The following is an 18,581-nucleotide window of genomic DNA, read 5'->3' as shown; positions in this document are numbered from 1 at the left end:
CGAGACGTATCAGGAACGAGGCACCAGATGACCGACCCCGTGACGCTGGCCGGTGACGGCCCTATCGGCGAGTTCGACGAGAAGCGCGCCGAGAACGCCGTGCGTGAACTCCTGATCGCGGTCGGTGAGGACCCGGACCGCGAGGGTCTCAGGGAGACGCCGGCACGGGTCGCCCGGGCGTACCAGGAGATATTCGCGGGGTTGCGGCAGAAACCCGAGGACGTCCTGACGACGACCTTCGATCTGGGGCACGACGAAATGGTGCTCGTGAAGGACATCGAAGTCCTCAGCTCCTGCGAGCACCACCTCGTGCCGTTTGTTGGATTCGCGCACGTCGGGTACATCCCGTCCGTGGACGGGAAGATCACGGGTCTCTCCAAGCTGGCTCGTCTGGTGGACGTCTATGCGCGACGCCCGCAGGTGCAGGAGCGATTGACTACGCAGATCGCCGACTCCCTCATGAAGATCCTGGAGCCGCGCGGGGTGATCGTGGTCGTCGAGTGCGAGCACATGTGCATGACGATGCGGGGGGTACGGAAGCCCGGGGCCAAGACCATCACGTCGGCGGTCCGCGGCCAGCTCCGCGACCCTGCTACCCGTAACGAGGCAATGAGCCTGATCATGGCTCGGTGACCCGATGGTCGATCGTGCCCGCGACCGCCCCGACCAGCCGGCCGGTGATCACCCACCGGGTCAGCCCGGGTGACGGTCAGGCCACCGGTTCGGCGCCCGGGTGGTTCTGGTCGTCGTCCTCCGGGAGCCGGCAGACCCGCTGCAGGAACAGGGCCGCCGCTATCACGCCCAGACCGGCCACGACCGAGAAGCCGGCGTAGATGGCCTGATCGCGGCGGGCGGGCATGTCGAGAAGTTCCAACAGGAAGACGCCGGTGCCGCCGTACATACCGGCGACCAGGGCGGCGACCAGGGCACTGGCCTGGCCGAAGACGACCGCGCGGGCCGCCATCAGAGGGTCGACGCCCTTTGCACCCGGGCGGCGTTCCCGCTGGGCCTTGAGGCGGGCGCGCAGCGAGAGCGCCGTGGCGAGGAGGACCACGGCGATCAGCGCCAGGACGATGGGGGCGGCCAGGGGGACGCTGGGCAGGGTCCCGATCGAGTTCCAGAGGCGGGCGCCCGCCCAGGACAGGACTCCGGCCACGACGAACACGCCTACCAGCACCCTGATGCGCAGCTCTCTCACGGTGTCCCTTCAGTTCCCCCGGACCGGCCCCGGACTCTGGTCGGCATGACCTTGCCGTCTTGACCTTAACGACTACTCGGGCAGCCGGAGTTCCAAGTCCCCTCGTACCTCCACGCCCTCGCGGGTGACGGCCGACAGCAAATCGGCCACCGGGCCGTGGCCGGGCAGCTGGGCCCGCGGGTCCACGTCGTGCCAGGGCGCTAGCACGAAGGCGCGCTCGTGGGCGCGCGGGTGGGGCAGGGTGAGGCCCGCGTCGTCGGAGGTGACGTCGGCGTAGGCGACGATGTCGACGTCAAGGGTGCGCGGTCCCCAGCGTTCGTCGCGGACGCGGTTGAAGGCCTCCTCGATGGCGTGCGCCCGTTCCAGCAGGGAGGAAGGGGGCAGGGTGGTCTTGAGGACCACGACCGCGTTGAAGTACGAGGGCTGGCTACCGGGCTCCACGCCCCACGGTGCGGTCTCGTACACCGGGGAGACGGCCTTGACGCGGACGCCCGGGGTGTCCTCCAGCGCGTCGACAGCACCCTGGAGGGTCTCCAGCCGGTTGCCGAGGTTGGAACCGATGGAGATGACGGCCCACTGGGGGTTGTGCAGGGTCGTGTCCGCGGCGTCGACTTTCTCGACCACCGAGGTAGGTACCGGTTGGACGGTCGGGTCACTGTGACCCTGGGTGAACGGTCGGGTCATACTCGGCTCCGGGTGATGGTGACGGTCACGTCGTCGAAGGGCACGGTGATCGGTGCGTCCGGCTTGTGCACGCAGACCTCGACCTCCTGGACCCCGTCGTGCTTCAGGCAGGTCCGGGCGATCCGCTCGGCGAGCGTCTCGATGAGGTTCACCGGTTCGCCCTCGACCACGGCAACGACTTCCTCGGCCACGATGCCGTAGTGCACGGTCTTCGTCAGGTCGTCGCCGGCCGCGGCCGGCCGGGTGTCCAGGCCGAGGACGAGGTCCACGATGAAGGTCTGGCCCTCGTCGCGCTCCTTGGGGAACACCCCGTGGTGCCCGCGGGCCTTGAGGCCGCGCAACGCGACACGATCCACGCGAATCACTCCTGCAATCGTCGGGAACGGCCGGTCGGTGTCGCGTGCGGGCGGCACACCGGCCTCAGACGAATCTACCTGCGGGCTCTGACGGAGCCGGGCCGTGGGGGCACGGACCGGCGCCGGGGCCCGGAGGGTTCACCCTGTGTTTCCCCCAGGGAACCCGGCAGTGTCACGGGGAGGTTGCCCCGCTTGTCCGGAACGGGTGACTCCAGCCGTTCGCCGTCCTCCGCGAGTCTCTTCCCGGTGTGTCCGGCGACGTGTCCACCCGTTCAGGTGAGCGGGCCGCCGTCCGGTTCGGCGTCGCTCGCGCCGGTGTCGTCGTCGCCGTCGTTGCTCTCGGCCAGGACGGGGGAGGCGTGGTGGGACCAGAGTTTCCAGCCGGTGGGCGTGCGCCGGAACACATTCGTGGCGACGACGAGCTGGCCGACCAGCGGCCCCAGCTCCGCGCCGTCGGCCGGGGCGGGGCCGCCGCTGAGGATGTTCTCCGTGCAGGTGACGAGAGCGGTGTCACCGGTGACGGAGACGTGTACGTCGGTGAGGAAGAACTGGATGTAGTCGGTGTTGGCCATGATCAGTGCGTACGACCTGAGGACCTCGCCGCGGCCGGTGAGCACCGGCCAGCCGGGGTGCACGCAGGAGATCACACCGCTGTCGGCCGGGTCGTGGTACTCCTCGTCCACGCCCAGGTCGGAGGGGGTGAGCCAGAGCGTGGAGACCTCGTCGAAGTCGCCGCGTTCGAGCGCCTCGTAGAAGGCGGTATTGGCCGCCTCTACCTGTTCGACGTCGGTGTGCGGTGCGCTCACCGGTCTCCTTCCGCACGGTGCTCGCCGTGGGAGCCGGGCGCGTACTCGGTGTCATGCGCCTCCCCCTGGCCTCCGGCACCCGGCGCGTGCCCAGTGTCCTTCGCCCCGTGCTCGCTGTCCACGCCTGGCGCATGACCGGTGCGGTGCGACCCGCGCTCACTCTCGGTGTCCGGCGCCGCTCCCGCAGCGCGCGCTCCTTCCACGGCCCGTGCGACCCGTACCGCATCCGCGGTGGCGCGCACCTCGTGGACGCGTACCGCCCATGCGCCGGCCTGCGCAGCGAGGGCGGAGACCGCGGCAGTGGCGGCGTCGCGCTCCCGGGCCGGAGGAGGTGCCCCGTCCGGCCCGGCCAGGACCCGACCGAGGAACCGCTTGCGGGAGGCGGCGACGAGCAGTGGGTGGCCGAGGCCGTGCAGGCGGTCCAGGTGGGCGAGGAGGGTGAGGTCGTGCTCGGCCTCTTTGGAGAAGCCGAGGCCGGGGTCGACGACGATGCGGTCGGGGGCGACGCCGCCCGCCAGAACGGCCTCCAGGCGGGTGCGCAACTCGCTCACGACTTCGGCGACGACATCCTCGTAGTCGCCCTTGACGTTGCCGCCCTGGAGGAAGCCGCGCCAGTGCATGACGACGAACGGGGAGCCGGCATCGGCGACCACCGGGATCATCGCGGGGTCGGCTAGGCCGCCGCTGACGTCGTTGACCAGGGCGGCGCCGGCCGCCAGGGACTGCTCGGCGACGGAGGCGCGCATGGTGTCGACGGAGACGGCCACACCCTCGGAGGCGAGGCCGCGCACGACCGGGACGACACGGCGCAGTTCCTCGGCCTCGTCGACCCGGGTGGCACCGGGCCGGGTGGACTCGCCACCGACGTCGATCAGGTCCGCGCCCGCGGTGACGAGCCCCAGGCCGCGTTTGACGGCGGCGGACGTGCCGAACCAGCGACCCCCGTCGGAGAAGGAATCGGGGGTCACGTTCACGACTCCCATGACCGCGCACCGGTCCCATGACGGAAGGCCGGCCACTCGGCCACGCCAGCTGACGTTGTTCATACGTTCAGCGTAGGCCCAGGCGGGCACCGCGAACGCGCGGTGACCCGGGCGGAAACCCCTGTGCTGGAGGGGGTGGGGCTTCCGCCCGGGCCCGTTCTGGGGCCAGGCGCTCCGTCCTGCGCTCAGGCCGCTCGGACGTCCCGCTCGGCCATGGCGTGTGCGCACGGTCGTTCGGCGGTCGCCCGGCGCCGGCGCAGGAAGCGCGGCAACGGCAGGGCGAAGTTGACGAAGCCTTCCGCCTGCATCGCGGCGAAGCCGATGCGGGGTAGGTCGGCGGAGGCGCGGTAGACCACGAAGCGGGGCTCCCAGCGCGGCCGGAACTTGGCGTTGAACTTGTACAGCGACTCGATCTGGAACCAGCGCGAGAGGAACACCAGCAGGCTGCGCCAGGCGCGCAGCACCGGGCCGGCACCGATCTTCTCCCCGCGCGCGAGCGCGGAGCGGAACATCGCGAAGTTCAAGGAGATCCGGGTGATGCCGAGCTTGGGAGCGGCCTGCAGGGCGGCGACGATCAGCAGTTCGTTCATGCCCGGGTCGGCGCTGCGGTCACGGCGCATCAGATCCAGCGAGACGCCGTCCTTGCCCCAGGGCACGAAGTGCAGGATCGCCTTCAGATCGCCGTACTCGCCGGGCTCCTCGTCCTGCTTGTGGGCGGTGGCGATCAGGCAGTCGCCGTCGGCGGGGTCGCCGATGCGGCCGAGCGCCATCGAGAAGCCGCGCTCGGTGTCGGTGCCGCGCCAGTCCTCCGCCGCCTGCCGGATGCGCTCCAGTTCGGCCTCGCCGAGGTCATGGATGCGCCGTACTCGGGTTTCGTAGCCGGCCCGCTCGATCCGCTTGACCATTTGGCGCACGTTGCGCATCGCGCGTCCGGCGAGTGAGAAATCCGCCACATCGACCACCGCCTCGTCACCCAGTTCCAGGGCGTCCAGGCCGGTTTCACGGGTCCAGACCTCGCCGCCCGTCTCCGAGCAGCCCATGACCGCAGGGGTCCAGGAGTGTGCCTTGGCCTCGTCCATGAAGCGCTCGATGGCGCCGGGCCAGGCCTCGACGTCGCCGATGGGGTCGCCGCTGGCGAGCATGACGCCGGAGACGACGCGGTAGGTGACCGCGGCTTTGCCGCTGGGGGAGAAGACGACGGCCTTGTCGCGGCGGAGCGCGAAGTGGCCGAGGGAGTCCCGGCCGCCGTGCTTCTCCAGCAGTGCCCGCAGCCTGACCTCGTCCTCCTCGGTCAGGCGCGCGGCCGGGTGTTCGGGGCGGAAGGCCAGGTAGATGGTGGTGACCGCGGTGATCCAGCCGAGGGCACCGAGGGAGAAGGCCACGGTCCAGGAGGTGCTGCCCTGGTAGTTGACCGGCCCCTCGAAACCGAACAAGCCGTAGACGACGTGGGTCAGCCTGGCGGCCAGGCTCGGGTCGCCGATCGTCCGGTGTGGGTGGACGCTGACGATGATGAGTCCCAGGGCGAGCGAACCGGCGCTCATGAGGACGAAGTTGGCGAGGGCGCGCCATCTGCTGCGTGGATCGGGCAGGGCCGCGAACTGGTCCCGGTGGCGCAGCAGAGGCACGAGCAGCGCGACCGCGATGAGCATGCCGACGATCGAGTGCCGGTACGCGAACTGCGCCGTCGCGCCCGCCGGCAGAAGCGCGACCGCGGCACGCCACGCCCGCCGCTTGCGCCGTTTGAGACCGTGCGCGAGCAACAGCAACAGCACGCCTGCGCTGAGCGACAGGGCTGCCACGAAGGGCCCGAAGGAGCCCGGCAGCACCTCGACGAGGGCGTGCATACGGCTGTGGCGGAAGCGCGGGAACACACCCGCGGCGATGTCCAGGACGCCTACGAGCGCCGCCGCCCTGCCGATCAGGGCGGGAACGACTTCGGGGCGCGGGCCGCGCACTATGCGCCGCACCCGGCTTGATCGGCCCGGAACCCCGCCCGACATTTCCCCATCTATCCTGACAGACATCGCATCCTGTAGTTCTGCGAGAGACCTTGAACCCGGTGCCGATCGGGGCATCCGGCGGACATTGCGTCATCTAGGACGGTGTCTCGGGGAGACAGGTTCACTCCCCACCGGAAAGTCCGGTCAAAGGCAAAGGAAAGCCTCGGGCAAGCCTTCGCGGCCAAGCGGGGGAGCGGCACGGGCGGAAAGCGCAGGCAGGTAACACCCCATGGGTCTCACGAGCAACAAAGTGCTGGTGTTGGCGATGGTGGCCGCCGCCGTGCTGTTCATTGGCACGGTGTGGTTGTGGCCACGCCTTTCCCGGCAGAGCTGGCGGGCCGTCGGAGGACGGGTCGGGCTGATGCTGTCCACCCAGCTGGCGCTCTTCGCCTCCGTCGGACTCGCCGCCAACCAGGCTTTCGGTTTCTACGCCAGCTGGGCGGACCTGTTCGGCAGGGAGACCGGCCAGGGGGTCGTCGTCGACCACTCGACCAACGGTGTCACCGGCGGTCCGCTCCAAGTCGTCTCCGCGGCCAATGTGAAGGGCGTGCGGGGCTCGCGGCCGGCCACCACCGGACAGGTCCAGAAGGTCGACATCATCGGCCGCAGGAGCCACATCGCCACACCGGCGTTCGTGTACCTGCCGCCGGAGTACTTCCAGCCGCAGTACCGCACGCGTACGTTCCCCGCGGCCGTGGTGCTGACCGGTTACCCGGGCACGGCCAAGGCGCTGGTGGACAAGCTGCACTACCCCCGTACGGCACAGCGATTGGCCAAGGACGGGCGGATGCAGCCGATGATCCTGGTGATGCTGCGGCCGACCGTGGCGCCGCCACGGGACACCGAGTGCGCGGACATTCCGGGCGGCCCGCAGACGGAAACGTTCTTCGCCGAGGACCTCCCGGAGGCTGTGCTCGCGCACTACCGGGTGGGCAAGCGCCCCGGTAGCTGGGGCATCGTCGGCGACTCGACGGGCGGCTACTGCGCGCTGAAGCTCGCCATGCACCATCCCGGGGTGTACGCGGCAGCCGCCGGGCTGTCGCCGTACTACAAGGCGCCGATCGACCCCACGACCGGCGACCTCTTCGGGGGCGACCGGAACCTGCAGAACCGTGCCGACCTGTGGTGGCTCCTCAAGCACGAACCGGCGCCGGACACCTCCCTGCTCGTCACCAGCAGCAAGCTCGGTGAGCACAACTACAAGGACACGCTGAAATTCATCAAGCGTGTACAGGCCACGAACCTGACCCGGATCTCGTCGATCATCCTCGACAGCGGCGGGCACAACTTCAACACCTGGCGGCGCGAGATCCCCGCGACGCTGCAGTGGATGAGCGGGCGGCTCACCGACCGCTGAGGTCCTGCCCGGGCGCTCCGCGAAGCCCGCGGTGTAGCCGTCTTTTTACGGGGCGGGGGTCCGTGATTCGCCTACGCGCGGTAAGTTTCTGGCCATGCCACGTGGACGCCACCGCCATTCCCCGCCTCTGCACCGGCTGCTGCCTCCGTCGGCGATCGCCGGAGTCTCCGTCGTCTGTGCGCTGGGGCCATGGGTGTTCTCCGAGGCCACGGTGGTGCGTGCACTGGCCGCAGCCGCCGCGGCGACGACGGTGGTCGGCGCGGTCGTGTTGCGCCGCTGGGACACGAGCGCGGGCAAGCAGGTCGCCGACCTCACGCGCGCGCGTGTCAGCGACGAATGGCGGTACGAGGAACGGATCGCCGAACTGGAGACCGACCTCGAGGAGTCCCGCGAGCTGCGCACGAAGCTGGAGCAGCGGTTGCGCGCCAAACGGGCGGAGCTGGCGGGCCTGCGCAACGAGCACGCGGCCCTGCTGCGCCGGTACGCCACGGCGGAGACCGAGCGCGCAAGCGCACTGGAGGGGCGTCGGCTGCTGGAGGTCGAGGCGACCCTGCCCGTACCTACCCCCTCGTCCTCACCCGCGCTGCCGCCCGCGCGCAGCGCCGAGCCGGAGCCGGCCGAGCAGCCGGAGCCGGCCGGCCCCGAGAGCCCTGGGGTCACGGGAAGCCCCGCGGGCAAGGGGTTGGCGCATGCGGTGTTCTCTCCCGAGGGCGCCCAGCTGTACCGGCGGGCCCTGGCCGCCCTGGCCCGGTTCGGTGGGGGCGCACCGGCCGTGCCCGTTGCCGACGGGAGCGAGACGGGCGCCGGGACCGGGCCGGTGGCCGAGGCAGTCGCAGGTGCAGCCGCCGAAGGTGAGGTGGCAGAGGGAGAACCTGCCAAAGGTGAGGTGGCAGAGGGGGAAGCTGCCAAAGGAGCAGGCACCGAGGACGGAGTGACCGACGCTTCCGACGTTTCCCGGAGCGAGGCCGGTGCGTCGCCCGCCCGGGGGGACGGGGCACACCGGGAGGACGGGGCAGAAGAGCGCCCCGCGGCGGCCGGTTCCCCCACGGCCCCGGCCGAGACCGCCGAGCCCGTGGGGCAGCCGCCCGCCGGTCATTTCACGGTGCCGACCGCGGTGGCCGTCGCCCCCTCCCCGCCCGTACGGCGCCCGGTGGCCGAGGGCGGCTTCGACTTCTTCGGCACCCAGAAGGGTGCGCCGAAGACCGCGCTGGACTCCGTGCAGAACGAGGACCTCGCCGACGTCGTCGGCCAGGAGGCCCTGGCGGTGCACAAGGCCGAGACGGAGGCCGAGTTCAAGCCCGCCGGCGCGCAGGCCCTCGATGCCGGCCAGGTGATCGACCTGACCGCACACGACGCGACCGAGCAGATCGACATCCAGGGACTGCGCAGCGCGGCTTCCTGAGCCTGTGCCGGGCGGTCCTGGGGTCCGAGTCGGCCCCAGGCGCCTGCTGGTTCCCCTTCGCCTGCCAGTCCCGGCGGGCAAAGGCCCTGACCCCGCCGGGACCGGCCTGTCCCGGGTCCGGGCTCAACCGGTCATCCAGCGGTCCGGGCGGGCGTTTCGGCGCCCGGTACGGGAGCGCTCCGCCTGGGCGTGCAGCAGACGCGCCGCCTCCCCGGCGTCCCGCAGACGTGCCGTCACCACTGTGTTGGCACCGGTGTCCACCTGCACGCCGGCGAGTCCGCAGGCACGTGTCCAGGGCCCCTGGGTGAGTCGTACGCTCTGCACCTTGGCGTGTGGGACCAGCGAGAGCCTGCGGCACAGCAGCCCCTGACGGGTGGCGAAGACCGCGTCGGTGACCGCGAGGTGCTCTCCGCGCCACCACACCGGCAGACGCCACCGGGCCCGCCGGGGGGCCCGCGCGAGGCTCTGAGGAACCCGCACGCCGGGCAGTACGCGCGCGATGACCGAATCGGCGACGGCGCGCGGGGCGACCGGCACCAGTACCGAGTCGGCGGCCCCGGCCACATCGAGTTCCACCCGCACCCAGCCGAGCCGCCGCCACAGCAGCGGCTCCACGATCCGCACGGCCTGGACCCGGCCGGGCGGCACCGTGGAGTGCGCGCGGTCGAGCAGCCCACGGTCGATGTGCAGCCCGTCCGGAGACTCGCCGACCGTCCAGTCGAACTCGGTGACGAATCGTCCCGCGCTGCTGGCGCCGGCCGCGCCGAGCAGTGGCAGGAGGGCGGCGAGGACCGTCCACGGGCTGGAGGTGGCGAACCACAGCACGGTCGGGACGACGAGCGCGGCGCACAGCGAGCCCCAGGTGGCGCCGGTCAAGACCAAGGAGCGCGCCAGCTCGCGCGGGGGCACGCGCAGTAGCTCCCGCACCGGTGCCTCGCCGACCTCGTGCGCGGTCTCGGGGGCGAAGCCCGCCGCGCGTGCCAGCAGCTCCGCGCGCAAGGCGCGCGCCTCCTGCTCGCCCAGGAAGGCCAGTTCGTCCTTGGCGTCCGCCCCGACGACGTCGATCCGCAGTTTCGCGACGCCCGCCAAGCGCGCGAGGAGGGGCCGGGAGACGTCCACGGCCTGGATGCGCTCCAGCCGGATGTGCGCGGTGCGCCGGAACAGTAGTCCCGTACGGATGCGCAGTTCGGTGTCGGTGACCGCGAAGTGCGTGAACCACCAGGACAGGAAGCCGTAGAGGCCGGCTACCGGCACCAGCACCGCGACTCCCAGCAGCAGCACGGTGGTGGTCAGCCGGGCCAACTGCTCCTGCGCCCCGTCCGGGTCGTGCACCGCCCAGCCGGCCAGTACGGCGATCGGCGCCCACGCGCGGCGGAAGGGAGTGACCGGGTGCAGGCGGCGCTCGACGACGGGCGGCTGCCCCGGCCGCTCCGGTTGCCCGGGCCGCTCACGTGTGCCGGTGTCGGGACCCGGGGACGTCACAGGCCCGCCGATCGGGCCTCGCCCAGCTCGGTGAGCCGGTCGCGCAGACGTTCCGCCTCGGCCGGAGCGAGCCCGGGGATGGTCGCATCGGTCGCGGCGGCCGCCGTGTGCAGCTGCACGGTGGCGAGCCCGAAGCGCCGTTCCACGGGGCCCGAGGTCACCTCCACCAGTTGCATCCGCCCGTACGGCACGATCGTCTCCTCGCGCCACAGGACACCCCGGCTGATCAGCAGGTCGTCGGCGCGCTCGGCGTACCGCCACGAGCGCCAGTTGCGCTCCAGCAGCCGCCAGCACCAGACGGCGCACAGCAGGGGCAGCAGCGCGCAGGCCGCCCACGCGGGCCCCACCAGCAGGGCCGCCAGTAGCCCCGCCGCGACCGCGAGCACCCCCGTCCAGGCCACCAGCAGCAGCCGGCGCATGCGCAGCAGGCCGGGCGGCAGTTGCCGCCACACCGGTTCGTCCCCCCGTATCCCGGCCCCTTCCGGGCTCCCCGTCTCCATGGGGCCAGCGTACGTGGGGGAAACTGGGGCCATGACTCCTACGACGGAGACCACGGTCGGGATCGGCGGCGCCGCGGAGAACACCGACATGGTGCTCAACATCGGGCCCCAGCACCCGTCCACGCACGGCGTGCTGAGGCTCAGGCTCGTGCTGGACGGGGAGCGCATCGTGCGTGCGGAGCCGGTGATCGGCTACATGCACCGCGGTGCCGAGAAGCTCTTCGAGGCCCGTGACTACCGGCAGATCATCATGCTCGCCAACCGCCACGACTGGTTGTCGGCGTTCTCGAACGAGCTGGGCGTGGTCCTCGCCGTGGAGCGGATGCTCGGCATGGAGGTACCCGAGCGGGCGGTGTGGACGCGCACGCTGCTCGCCGAACTGAACCGGGTGCTCAACCACCTGATGTTCCTCGGCTCCTACCCGCTGGAGCTGGGCGGGATCACTCCGGTGTTCCACGCCTTCCGGGAGCGCGAGGTGCTCCAGAACGTCATGGAGGAGGTCTCCGGCGGCCGTATGCACTACATGTTCAACCGTGTCGGCGGCCTCAAGGAGGACCTGCCGGCCGGCTGGACCGCACGCGCGCGTGCCGCCGTCGCCGCTGTGCGCTCGCGCATGGACGTCTTCGACGACCTGGTGCTCGGCAACGAGATCTTCCGGGGGCGCACGCGCGGAGTGGGGGCGCTCACACCGGGGACCGTGCACGCCTACGGCGTGAGCGGGCCCATCGCACGTGCCTCGGGCGTCGACTTCGACCTGCGCCGCGATGAGCCGTACCTGGCCTACGGTGACCTCCAGGACACCCTGAAGGTCGTCACCCGCGGGGAGGGCGACTGCCTCGCCCGTTTCGAGGTCCTGCTGGAGCAGACCCACAACGCGCTGGACCTTGCCGACGCCTGTCTGGACCGGTTCGCCGAGCTGCCGCCCGGGCCGATCAACCAGCGGCTGCCGAAGGTGCTGAGGGCGCCCGAGGGACACACCTACGCGTGGACCGAGAACCCGCTCGGCATCAACGGCTACTACCTGGTCAGCAAGGGCGAGAAGACCCCGTACCGGCTGAAACTGCGCTCGGCGTCGTACAACAACATCCAGGCCTTGACCGAGCTGCTGCCGGGGACGCTGGTCGCGGACATGGTGGCGATCCTGGGCTCGCTGTTCTTCGTGGTCGGGGACATCGACAAGTAGCCCCTGCGGCGGGTCCGCGAGGAGGTCACGCGGCGGACGGACGGGCACGTCACGCCGGGGGCGGCGCCCCCGGCTCCAGCGGGTTGGGGATTCCGGCCGGTTGGACCAGCCAGGCGAAGTCGCCGAGGCCGCCCGGGGCGGTGAGCTCGGCGGCCTCACCGGCGAACGTGAGGGCGCGCACGTAGGCGGCGGGGTCCGTGGAGGCCAGCGCGAGTGGGGGGCGGGCGCCGTTGATGTCCAGAGCGTGCAGAGCGGCGCGCTGCGTGAGCAGGCGCGCGGCGGGGAGGGCGCGCGCTGTTCCGGACGGATGTTGGGTCCCGGTGGGAGACGTGCACGGCGCGTCCGGGGGCGTCCGCCGGGTGCCGGGCACCGCCCCCGGCGCGCAGGCCGCCGCGCAGGCGTCCAGCGCCACATGCGCCGTGATGTCGCAGGATCCGTCCGGCACCGGTGCCGTCTCGCGTCCCTCCCGGAAGCCGGTGAGCGTCCCGAACGGGGGGCGGGTGTCCACTGTGTGTGCGTAGTCCACGGCCACTGCGAGCCCACGTGCCACTCTGCGCACGGCCGATGACCACGCCTGGTCCCGGGGCAGCCCGATCTCCGCCCGCAGCCCCTCCTCGGCCGGCAACGGCCACCAGCGCGCGAGCCAGTCCTGGTCCGCTCCGGCGACCGGTTTCCCGAGCTGTTCGGAGCCGTCTGCCGCGACCAGCACCAGCCGGGGCACGCCCGCCGAGTCCACCTCGGCGACGTCCACGGGCACGTTGTCCAGCCACTCATTGGCGAACAGCAGCCCGGTGACCGACTCTGGGGGTTCGTTCAGCCAGGTGATCCGCCGGTCCAGGCCGGCCGGGCGTCCGGCGATCTCGACCGCGTACCCGTGTACCCGGGCGGCCACGTCGGCGGGCAGCGCGGCGAGCACTCCGGTGACCAGTTCGCCGTGCCCGGCCCCCATGTCGACGAAGTCCAGCACCGCCGGTTGCCCCAGCGCCGCGTCGACCCGGCACAACAGCCGGGCCACGGCCCGGGCGAACAGCGGGGACGCGTGCACGGACGTCCGGAAGTGGGCGGCCGGACCCTCGGGGCGCCGGTAGAAGCCGCCGGGACCGTACAGCGCCGCTTGGGCTGCGGCACGCCAGCCGCGCGGACCGTGCCGGCCGGGCTCCTCGCGAAGGTTCTCCGCCGTCGTCTCATCCGCCACCGGAACAGCCTAGAAGACTGCTGAAAATCTCGGGTTCTGGCCCCGGCTCGGTGGAGTCGGGGCCAGTCTTGTAGGCATGCAGGGGGAATGGGCCGGAGAGATGGTCGGGCCGGATGTGTGGGAGACCTGCCGGGAGTTGATCCCGGCAGGGAGTGTGTTCGCGTTCCTCGCCGAGCATCGCGAGGTGCTGTTCCCGCCAGGAATGTTCACCGACATGTACCCCTCGTCCAACGGCCGTCCGAGTCTGCCGCCGCAGGTCCTGGCCGTGACGGTGGTGCTGCAGAGCCTGCACGGGCTGTCGGACTTCGAGACAGTCCAGGAGTTGCGGTGTGACCTGCGGTGGAAGGCCGCCTGCGGGCTCGGCCTGTACGACACCGCTTTCGACCCGTCGCTGCTGACGTACTTCCGGCGCCGGCTGCGTCACTCGGCCGACCCGACGCGGATCTTCACCAAGGTCAAAGAGGTCGTGGCCGGGACCGGCGTGCTCAAGGGCAAGCAGCGGCGGGCACTGGACTCCACCGTCCTCGATGACGCGGTGGCCACCCAGGACACCGTCACCCAGATCATCTCCGCCGCCCGACGGGTGATCCGTGAGGTCCCCGGCGCGCAGGAGACCGCGGAGCAGTGGTGCACGGCACACGACTACACCGACCCCGGCAAGCCGAGGATCGCCTGGGACGACGAGGCCGCCCGCGCCGCGCTGGTCGACGCGCTGGTCACCGACGCCCTCAACCTGCTCGGTCACCTGCCCGAACAGGAACTGGGCGAGAGGGCGGCGAACGCGGTGGGCCTGCTGGCCCTGGTCGCGGGCCAGGACGTGGAGCCGGCCGAGGACTCCGACGGACGCGACGGACGCTGGCGCATCGCCCAGCGCACGGTCGCGGACCGGACCGTGTCCACCGTCGATGCGGACGCGCGGCACATCCACAAAAACCGAACCCGCCACCAGGACGGCTTCAAAGGGCATGCGTCCTTCGAGCCGGAGACCGGGCTGTTCACCGCGGTTGCCCTCACCAGCGGCTACGGCCCCGACAACCACGAGGCCGCCGTCGCCTGCGATCTGCTGGCCGACGAGGACGAGGGCCAGGAGTTAACCGTGCTCGGCGACTCCGCATACGGCACCGGCGATCTGCGCGCACACCTGCAGGCCGACGGCCACACCCTGGTGATCAAGCCGCCGCCGCTGCGGCAGGCCATCCCCGGCGGCTTCACCATCGACGACTTCCACGTCGACTCGGCGGCCGGCACCGCGACCTGCCCGGCCGGACACACCGCCAACCTCGGACAGGTCAAAGCGGACGGTGCTCGCACCGCCCAGTTCAAGCGCATGTGCACCGACTGCCCCCTGCGCGGACGCTGCACCACCTCCAAGACCGGGCGCACCCTCAACGTCCACCCCCAGCACGAACTGCTCACCGCAGCCCGCCACCAGGCTGCCACCGACCCCGTCTGGCAGGACGAATACCGCAGATGGCGGCCCCCAGTCGAACGTGCCATCGCCTGGCTGGTCGCCAAGGGAAACCGCCGGGTCCCCTACCGCGGCGTCATCGCCAACAACGTCTGGCTCCACCACCGCGCCGCCGCCCTCAACCTCCGCCGACTGATCAACCTCGGACTCACCAGGGCCAACGGCAGCTGGCACCTCACCCCGGCCACCGCATAAGCAAGAAGGGCTGTCCGACCTACGGCTGGACAGCCCACGACAAGATCTTCAGCAGTCTTCTAGACGCACAGATGATCACATCCTCCACCTTGCGGAGTACGCGCGCCGGGCGCGGATCGGCCCTCCGGTTGACCCCTGCGCGCGTCCGGTTTCCCTACGCTGGGTTACGTGCAGCGCCTCTACGACTTCCTCCGACGCCATCCGACCGGGGTCGACACCTTCTGGGCCGTCGTCCTGTTCGGTCTGGGCGTGGTCAGTCTCCGAGAGGTGCCCAGTCACCACGGAGCACTGGTCCCGGGACTGGCCGTGTCCGCCGTTCTGTGCGTCGTCGTCGCGCTGCGTCGCTGCTTCCCGGAGCCGATGCTGCTGCTGGCCCTCGCGACCGGATTGGCCCAGCTGGTCCTGGACATCGAAACGACCGTCGCCGACTTCGCGATGCTGGTGATCACCTACACGGTCGCGGCGATCGGCGCGCGCTGGTCGTCCCGGCTGGCGCTCGCCGCCAGCTTCGGAGCGGCGGCCCTCGCCCAGCTCCGCTGGCCGGACCAGCAGGCCAGTGCTCTCGGGCAGGTGGCGGTCGTGGTCTTCCAGACGGTGCCGTTCGCGCTCGCCTGGGTGCTCGGCGACTCCATGCGCACCCGGCGTGCCTACTTCGCCCAGCTGGAGGAGCGCGCGGCCCGCCTGGAGAAGGAGCGCGAGGCGCAGGCGAAGGTCGCGGTGGCTGCCGAACGTGCCCGCATCGCACGCGAGTTGCACGACGTCGTCGCGCACAACGTGTCGGTGATGGTGGTACAGGCCGATGGCGCCGCCTACGTCCTTGACGTGGCGCCCGACCAGGCCAGGAAGGCACTGGAGACGATCTCCTCCACCGGCCGTCAGGCCCTGGCCGAGATGCGCCGCCTGCTCGGCGTGCTGCGCACCGGTGAGCACCAGGAGAGCGGGGAGTACGTCCCGCAGCCCGACGTCGGGCAGATCGACGACCTCGTCGAGCAGTGCCGCGACGCAGGCCTCCCCGTCGACTTCAGGATCGAGGGCACGCCGCGCCCGCTGCCCAGCGGCGTGGAACTGACCGCGTACCGGATCGTGCAGGAGGCGCTCACCAACACCCGCAAGCACGGCGGCCCCAACGCGGGCGCGAGCGTACGGCTGGTCTACTTCGACGACGGGCTCGGCCTGCTCGTCGAGGACGACGGCAAGGGCGCCCCGCACGAGTTGTACGAGGAGGGTGGCTCCGACGGTCAGGGACACGGGCTGATCGGCATGCGCGAGCGGGTTGGCATGGTCGGCGGCACACTGGACGCCGGCCCGCGCCCGGGCGGAGGATTCCGCATCAGTGTCCTGCTGCCGCTCAAACCAGCGCACTGACGGCTTCCCGTGCCCCCCGGCCGGCACCTGTGCACCCAGGTGCCACCTGCATCCGGGTGCCGCCGATGATGTCGACCCGCTGAGCGGCGGCGAGCAGTGCAGTTCAGCGCGTCGGACCGGGCCCGTTCACAGCCCCCGGGAACGGGGCCCTCTGCTGCGTACTCTGACGGTATGACAGCCTCAGAAAGCCCGGCGCCGGCAGGGCGCGTAAGAGTCATGCTCGTCGACGACCAGGTGCTGTTGCGCACCGGGTTCCGGATGGTGCTCGCCGCGCAGCCGGACATGGAGGTCGTCGCGGAGGCGGGCGACGGCGTCGAGGCACTCCAGGTGCTGCGTTCCACCGCCGTCGACGTCATCCTGATGGACGTCCGGATGCCGAAGTTGGACGGGGTGGAGACCACCCGGCGGATCTGCGCCGAGCCCGATCCGCCGAAGGTGCTGATCCTCACCACCTTCGACCTGGACGAATACGCCTTCTCCGGGCTGAAGGCGGGTGCTTCCGGCTTCCTGCTCAAGGACGTGCCACCGGGCGAGTTGCTGGCCGCCATCCGGTCCGTGCACAACGGTGACGCGGTCGTGGCACCCTCCACCACTCGGCGTCTGCTGGACCGGTTCGCACCGATGCTGCCCTCCGCCAACACCGAGCCCCGGCATAAGGAGCTGGGCCGGCTCACCGACCGGGAGCGCGAGGTGATGATGTTGGTCGCGCAAGGCCTGTCCAACGGCGAGATCGCGGCCCGGCTGGTATTGAGCGAGGCGACGGTCAAGACGCATGTCGGCCGCATTCTGACCAAGCTGGGGCTGCGGGACCGGGTACAGGTCGTGGTGCTCGCGTACGAGACGGGCCTGGTACGCGCCGGCGGCCACGGCTGACCGAGGCCGGCGACCACGGGTTGATCGCGGCCCACCCACGGCTGACGAGGCACCCCCCGGGCACCCGCGGCTGCCCGGGGCCTCAGCGCAGCACGCCTCCTACGAGTCGTTGCCCAGCCGAGTCGCGCCGGAGGGGTCCAGCTGGTGCTGGACCCTCGGTGAGCGTGGCGCCCGGCACACCGGCGTCGTCCGGTGTGCCGGGCGCCGACCGGCCGCGTCCGCGCTCGCTGTGATCACACCGCGGGCAGGCGGGCCGCGAAGTCGGCCACAGCCGCCCGTACGTCCTGCGCCGTCCACTCCAAGCCGTCCGCCGCGACGGTGACCTCCGTGACCGCCAGGCCCGGCCCGCCCTGCTCCCAGGGGGCCCCGAACAGCAGTACCGACGTCTCCTCGGCCTGGCGTACCGCGGCCTCCTCCAGCACTTCGGGGCGGTACGGCAACCACAACCGGAACTGGTGGGTGTGCGGCTCGTCCGGGTGGACCCGCACCCAGGGCAGGGCGGACGCCGCGAAGCCTTCCCGCAGCGCGGCGGCCACCACACGCGCGTGCCGCACATAGTCGGGTAGCCGGGGCAGCTCGCGCGCGAGTCCGGCGAGCGCCGACAGAACGGTCGGGAACTGTTGGAAGACCGTCCCGCCGTACCGGTGCCGCCAGGTCTTCGCCTCCGCGACGAGGCTCTCCGGGCCGGCGAGCGCGGCTCCGCCGAAGCCCCCGAGCGACTTGTAGAACGACACGTAGACCGTGTCGGCGAGGCTGGCGATCTCCTTCAGGGGGCGGCCGAAGTGGAGGGTGGACTCCCACAGGCGCGCGCCGTCGAAGTGCACCACCGCGTCGCGGTCCCGCGCCGCTTCGACGACCTCGGTCAGCTCCTCCCAGGTGGGCAGCAGAAAACCGGCGTCCCTCAGGGGCAGTTCCAGCATCAGCGTGCCGAAGGGTTCCTCGAAGTCGCGTATCTCCGCGGCCGTGGGCAGCCGGGGCTCCCGGGTCACATGGACCGGGCGCAGGCCGCTGACCTGGCTGAACGCGTCCCGTTCGTGTACTTCGGGGTGGGAGAGCGGGTGCAGGGCGACCGTGGGGTTGCCGGTGCGGGCCGCCCAGCAGCGCAGGGCGACCTGCTGGGCCATCGTGCCGGTCGGGAAGAACACCGCAGCCTGTGTGCCCAGCAGCGCGGCGACCCGCTCCTCCAGGGCGGCGACGATCCGGTCGCCGTACACGTCCGCCGGCTCGTCCAGGTCGTGGACCTGGGGTGCCGTTTCCACCAGCCAGGTCAGCCTTTCGCGGAGCGTGTCCCGGACGCCCGGACGCCACAGGGTGCGCCGTGCTTTCCGCCCTGCGGTCGCGCGCCGCTCACGCACCGGTCGCTGCCCGTTCTGCTCAGACCGCCGTTCGTCCTGTTCAGCCGTGTCGCTCATGCCGTTGAGCATGCCCTTCCGCACCCGCTCGGGCACCCGGATTTCCGTGCCGCGGTCCCGGAGCGGTGACGTGGGGTAACCCACAGCCTGTGGACGACCGGCCGCCGTCCGACCCGATAGCG

General features: G+C 71.5%; 16 protein-coding genes and 1 pseudogene. 7 read left to right on the top strand and 10 right to left on the bottom strand.

Annotated elements, in window-relative coordinates:
* Positions 1-27 precede the first annotated feature (27 nt).
* The gene (gene folE, locus LK06_RS13795; protein ID WP_039654245.1) at positions 28-633 is read left to right on the top strand and encodes a GTP cyclohydrolase I FolE; all 606 of its coding nucleotides are present in this window, start codon (positions 28-30) and stop codon (positions 631-633) included.
* A gap of 76 nt (positions 634-709) precedes the next feature.
* On the opposite strand, the gene LK06_RS13790 is transcribed toward folE, so the two are convergent.
* The 6 genes and pseudogenes from LK06_RS13790 to LK06_RS13765 form a co-directional block, all read right to left on the bottom strand.
* A complete protein-coding gene (locus LK06_RS13790) occupies positions 710-1,198 on the bottom strand; it encodes a DUF3180 domain-containing protein (RefSeq protein ID WP_039654244.1) in 489 nt (162 codons plus the stop codon).
* A gap of 72 nt (positions 1,199-1,270) precedes the next feature.
* A complete protein-coding gene (gene folK, locus LK06_RS13785) occupies positions 1,271-1,882 on the bottom strand; it encodes a 2-amino-4-hydroxy-6-hydroxymethyldihydropteridine diphosphokinase (RefSeq protein ID WP_039654243.1) in 612 nt (203 codons plus the stop codon).
* Positions 1,879-2,238: a dihydroneopterin aldolase gene (gene folB / locus LK06_RS13780; protein WP_039654242.1), complete on the bottom strand. Its 360-nt coding sequence runs from the start codon at positions 2,236-2,238 to the stop codon at positions 1,879-1,881. The genes folK and folB overlap by 4 nt, the downstream gene beginning before the upstream one ends.
* A gap of 272 nt (positions 2,239-2,510) precedes the next feature.
* Positions 2,511-3,044 carry a nuclear transport factor 2 family protein gene (locus LK06_RS13775; RefSeq protein ID WP_043432092.1) on the bottom strand — a complete coding sequence of 178 codons (534 nt, stop codon included), beginning with the start codon at positions 3,042-3,044 and terminating at the stop codon, positions 2,511-2,513.
* 169 nt (positions 3,045-3,213) lie between these two features.
* Positions 3,214-4,090: pseudogene (gene folP, locus LK06_RS13770) on the bottom strand (dihydropteroate synthase); the annotation flags it as partial.
* 122 nt (positions 4,091-4,212) lie between these two features.
* Entirely contained in the window at positions 4,213-6,027 is a 1,815-nt protein-coding gene (locus tag LK06_RS13765) for a phosphatidylglycerol lysyltransferase domain-containing protein (protein WP_039654240.1), read from the bottom strand.
* A gap of 229 nt (positions 6,028-6,256) precedes the next feature.
* Here LK06_RS13765 and LK06_RS13760 point away from each other — a divergent pair, with 229 nt between their 5' ends.
* Positions 6,257-7,384: an alpha/beta hydrolase gene (locus LK06_RS13760; protein ID WP_039654239.1), complete on the top strand. Its 1,128-nt coding sequence runs from the start codon at positions 6,257-6,259 to the stop codon at positions 7,382-7,384.
* Between the two features lie 94 nt (positions 7,385-7,478).
* Positions 7,479-8,786, top strand: coding sequence for a hypothetical protein (locus tag LK06_RS13755; protein ID WP_174673868.1), 1,308 nt, complete (start codon positions 7,479-7,481; stop codon positions 8,784-8,786).
* Positions 8,787-8,909: 123 nt separating this feature from the next.
* On the opposite strand, the gene LK06_RS13750 is transcribed toward LK06_RS13755, so the two are convergent.
* Complete coding sequence (locus tag LK06_RS13750; protein ID WP_052270033.1) at positions 8,910-10,268, bottom strand: PH domain-containing protein; 1,359 nt, start codon at positions 10,266-10,268, stop codon at positions 8,910-8,912.
* Positions 10,265-10,768, bottom strand: a complete 504-nt coding sequence (locus LK06_RS13745; RefSeq protein WP_039654237.1) for a PH domain-containing protein — start codon at positions 10,766-10,768, stop codon at positions 10,265-10,267. Before LK06_RS13745 ends, LK06_RS13750 begins: the two co-directional genes overlap by 4 nt.
* 31 nt (positions 10,769-10,799) lie before the next feature.
* Here LK06_RS13745 and LK06_RS13740 point away from each other — a divergent pair, with 31 nt between their 5' ends.
* Positions 10,800-11,951, top strand: a complete 1,152-nt coding sequence (locus tag LK06_RS13740) for an NADH-quinone oxidoreductase subunit D (RefSeq protein WP_039654236.1) — start codon at positions 10,800-10,802, stop codon at positions 11,949-11,951.
* A gap of 49 nt (positions 11,952-12,000) precedes the next feature.
* On the opposite strand, the gene LK06_RS13735 is transcribed toward LK06_RS13740, so the two are convergent.
* On the bottom strand, positions 12,001-13,146 hold the full coding sequence (locus LK06_RS13735) for an SAM-dependent methyltransferase (protein WP_174673867.1): 1,146 nt from the start codon (positions 13,144-13,146) through the stop codon (positions 12,001-12,003).
* 76 nt (positions 13,147-13,222) lie between these two features.
* Between LK06_RS13735 and LK06_RS13730 the strand changes: the two genes are divergently transcribed.
* From LK06_RS13730 to LK06_RS13720, 3 genes are all read left to right on the top strand, one after another.
* Entirely contained in the window at positions 13,223-14,809 is a 1,587-nt protein-coding gene (locus LK06_RS13730; RefSeq protein WP_086083060.1) for an IS1182 family transposase, read from the top strand.
* Between the two features lie 168 nt (positions 14,810-14,977).
* Entirely contained in the window at positions 14,978-16,174 is a 1,197-nt protein-coding gene (locus LK06_RS13725; RefSeq protein WP_039654235.1) for a sensor histidine kinase, read from the top strand.
* A gap of 171 nt (positions 16,175-16,345) precedes the next feature.
* Complete coding sequence (locus LK06_RS13720) at positions 16,346-17,047, top strand: response regulator (protein ID WP_052318850.1); 702 nt, start codon at positions 16,346-16,348, stop codon at positions 17,045-17,047.
* A gap of 233 nt (positions 17,048-17,280) precedes the next feature.
* On the opposite strand, the gene LK06_RS13715 is transcribed toward LK06_RS13720, so the two are convergent.
* Positions 17,281-18,459: a threonine aldolase family protein gene (locus LK06_RS13715; protein WP_039654299.1), complete on the bottom strand. Its 1,179-nt coding sequence runs from the start codon at positions 18,457-18,459 to the stop codon at positions 17,281-17,283.
* Positions 18,460-18,581 lie beyond the last annotated feature (122 nt).

This window comes from Streptomyces pluripotens, assembly GCF_000802245.2.
Taxonomy (GTDB): Bacteria; Actinomycetota; Actinomycetes; order Streptomycetales; family Streptomycetaceae; genus Streptomyces; species Streptomyces pluripotens.
This window is presented reverse-complemented; position numbering and strand designations above follow the sequence as displayed.

What these genes read in the sequence shown, in the direction of transcription:
- LK06_RS13740 (WP_039654236.1), top strand. Translation starts at nt 10,800, where the DNA reads ATGACTCCTACGACGGAGACCACGGTCGGGATCGGCGGCGCCGCGGAG.
- LK06_RS13755 (WP_174673868.1), top strand. Translation starts at nt 7,479, where the DNA reads ATGCCACGTGGACGCCACCGCCATTCCCCGCCTCTGCACCGGCTGCTG.
- LK06_RS13745 (WP_039654237.1), bottom strand. Translation starts at nt 10,768, where the DNA reads ATGGAGACGGGGAGCCCGGAAGGGGCCGGGATACGGGGGGACGAACCG.
- LK06_RS13720 (WP_052318850.1), top strand. Translation starts at nt 16,346, where the DNA reads ATGACAGCCTCAGAAAGCCCGGCGCCGGCAGGGCGCGTAAGAGTCATG.
- LK06_RS13760 (WP_039654239.1), top strand. Translation starts at nt 6,257, where the DNA reads ATGGGTCTCACGAGCAACAAAGTGCTGGTGTTGGCGATGGTGGCCGCC.
- LK06_RS13715 (WP_039654299.1), bottom strand. Translation starts at nt 18,459, where the DNA reads ATGAGCGACACGGCTGAACAGGACGAACGGCGGTCTGAGCAGAACGGG.
- LK06_RS13730 (WP_086083060.1), top strand. Translation starts at nt 13,223, where the DNA reads ATGCAGGGGGAATGGGCCGGAGAGATGGTCGGGCCGGATGTGTGGGAG.
- folE (WP_039654245.1), top strand. Translation starts at nt 28, where the DNA reads ATGACCGACCCCGTGACGCTGGCCGGTGACGGCCCTATCGGCGAGTTC.
- folK (WP_039654243.1), bottom strand. Translation starts at nt 1,882, where the DNA reads ATGACCCGACCGTTCACCCAGGGTCACAGTGACCCGACCGTCCAACCG.
- LK06_RS13765 (WP_039654240.1), bottom strand. Translation starts at nt 6,027, where the DNA reads ATGTCGGGCGGGGTTCCGGGCCGATCAAGCCGGGTGCGGCGCATAGTG.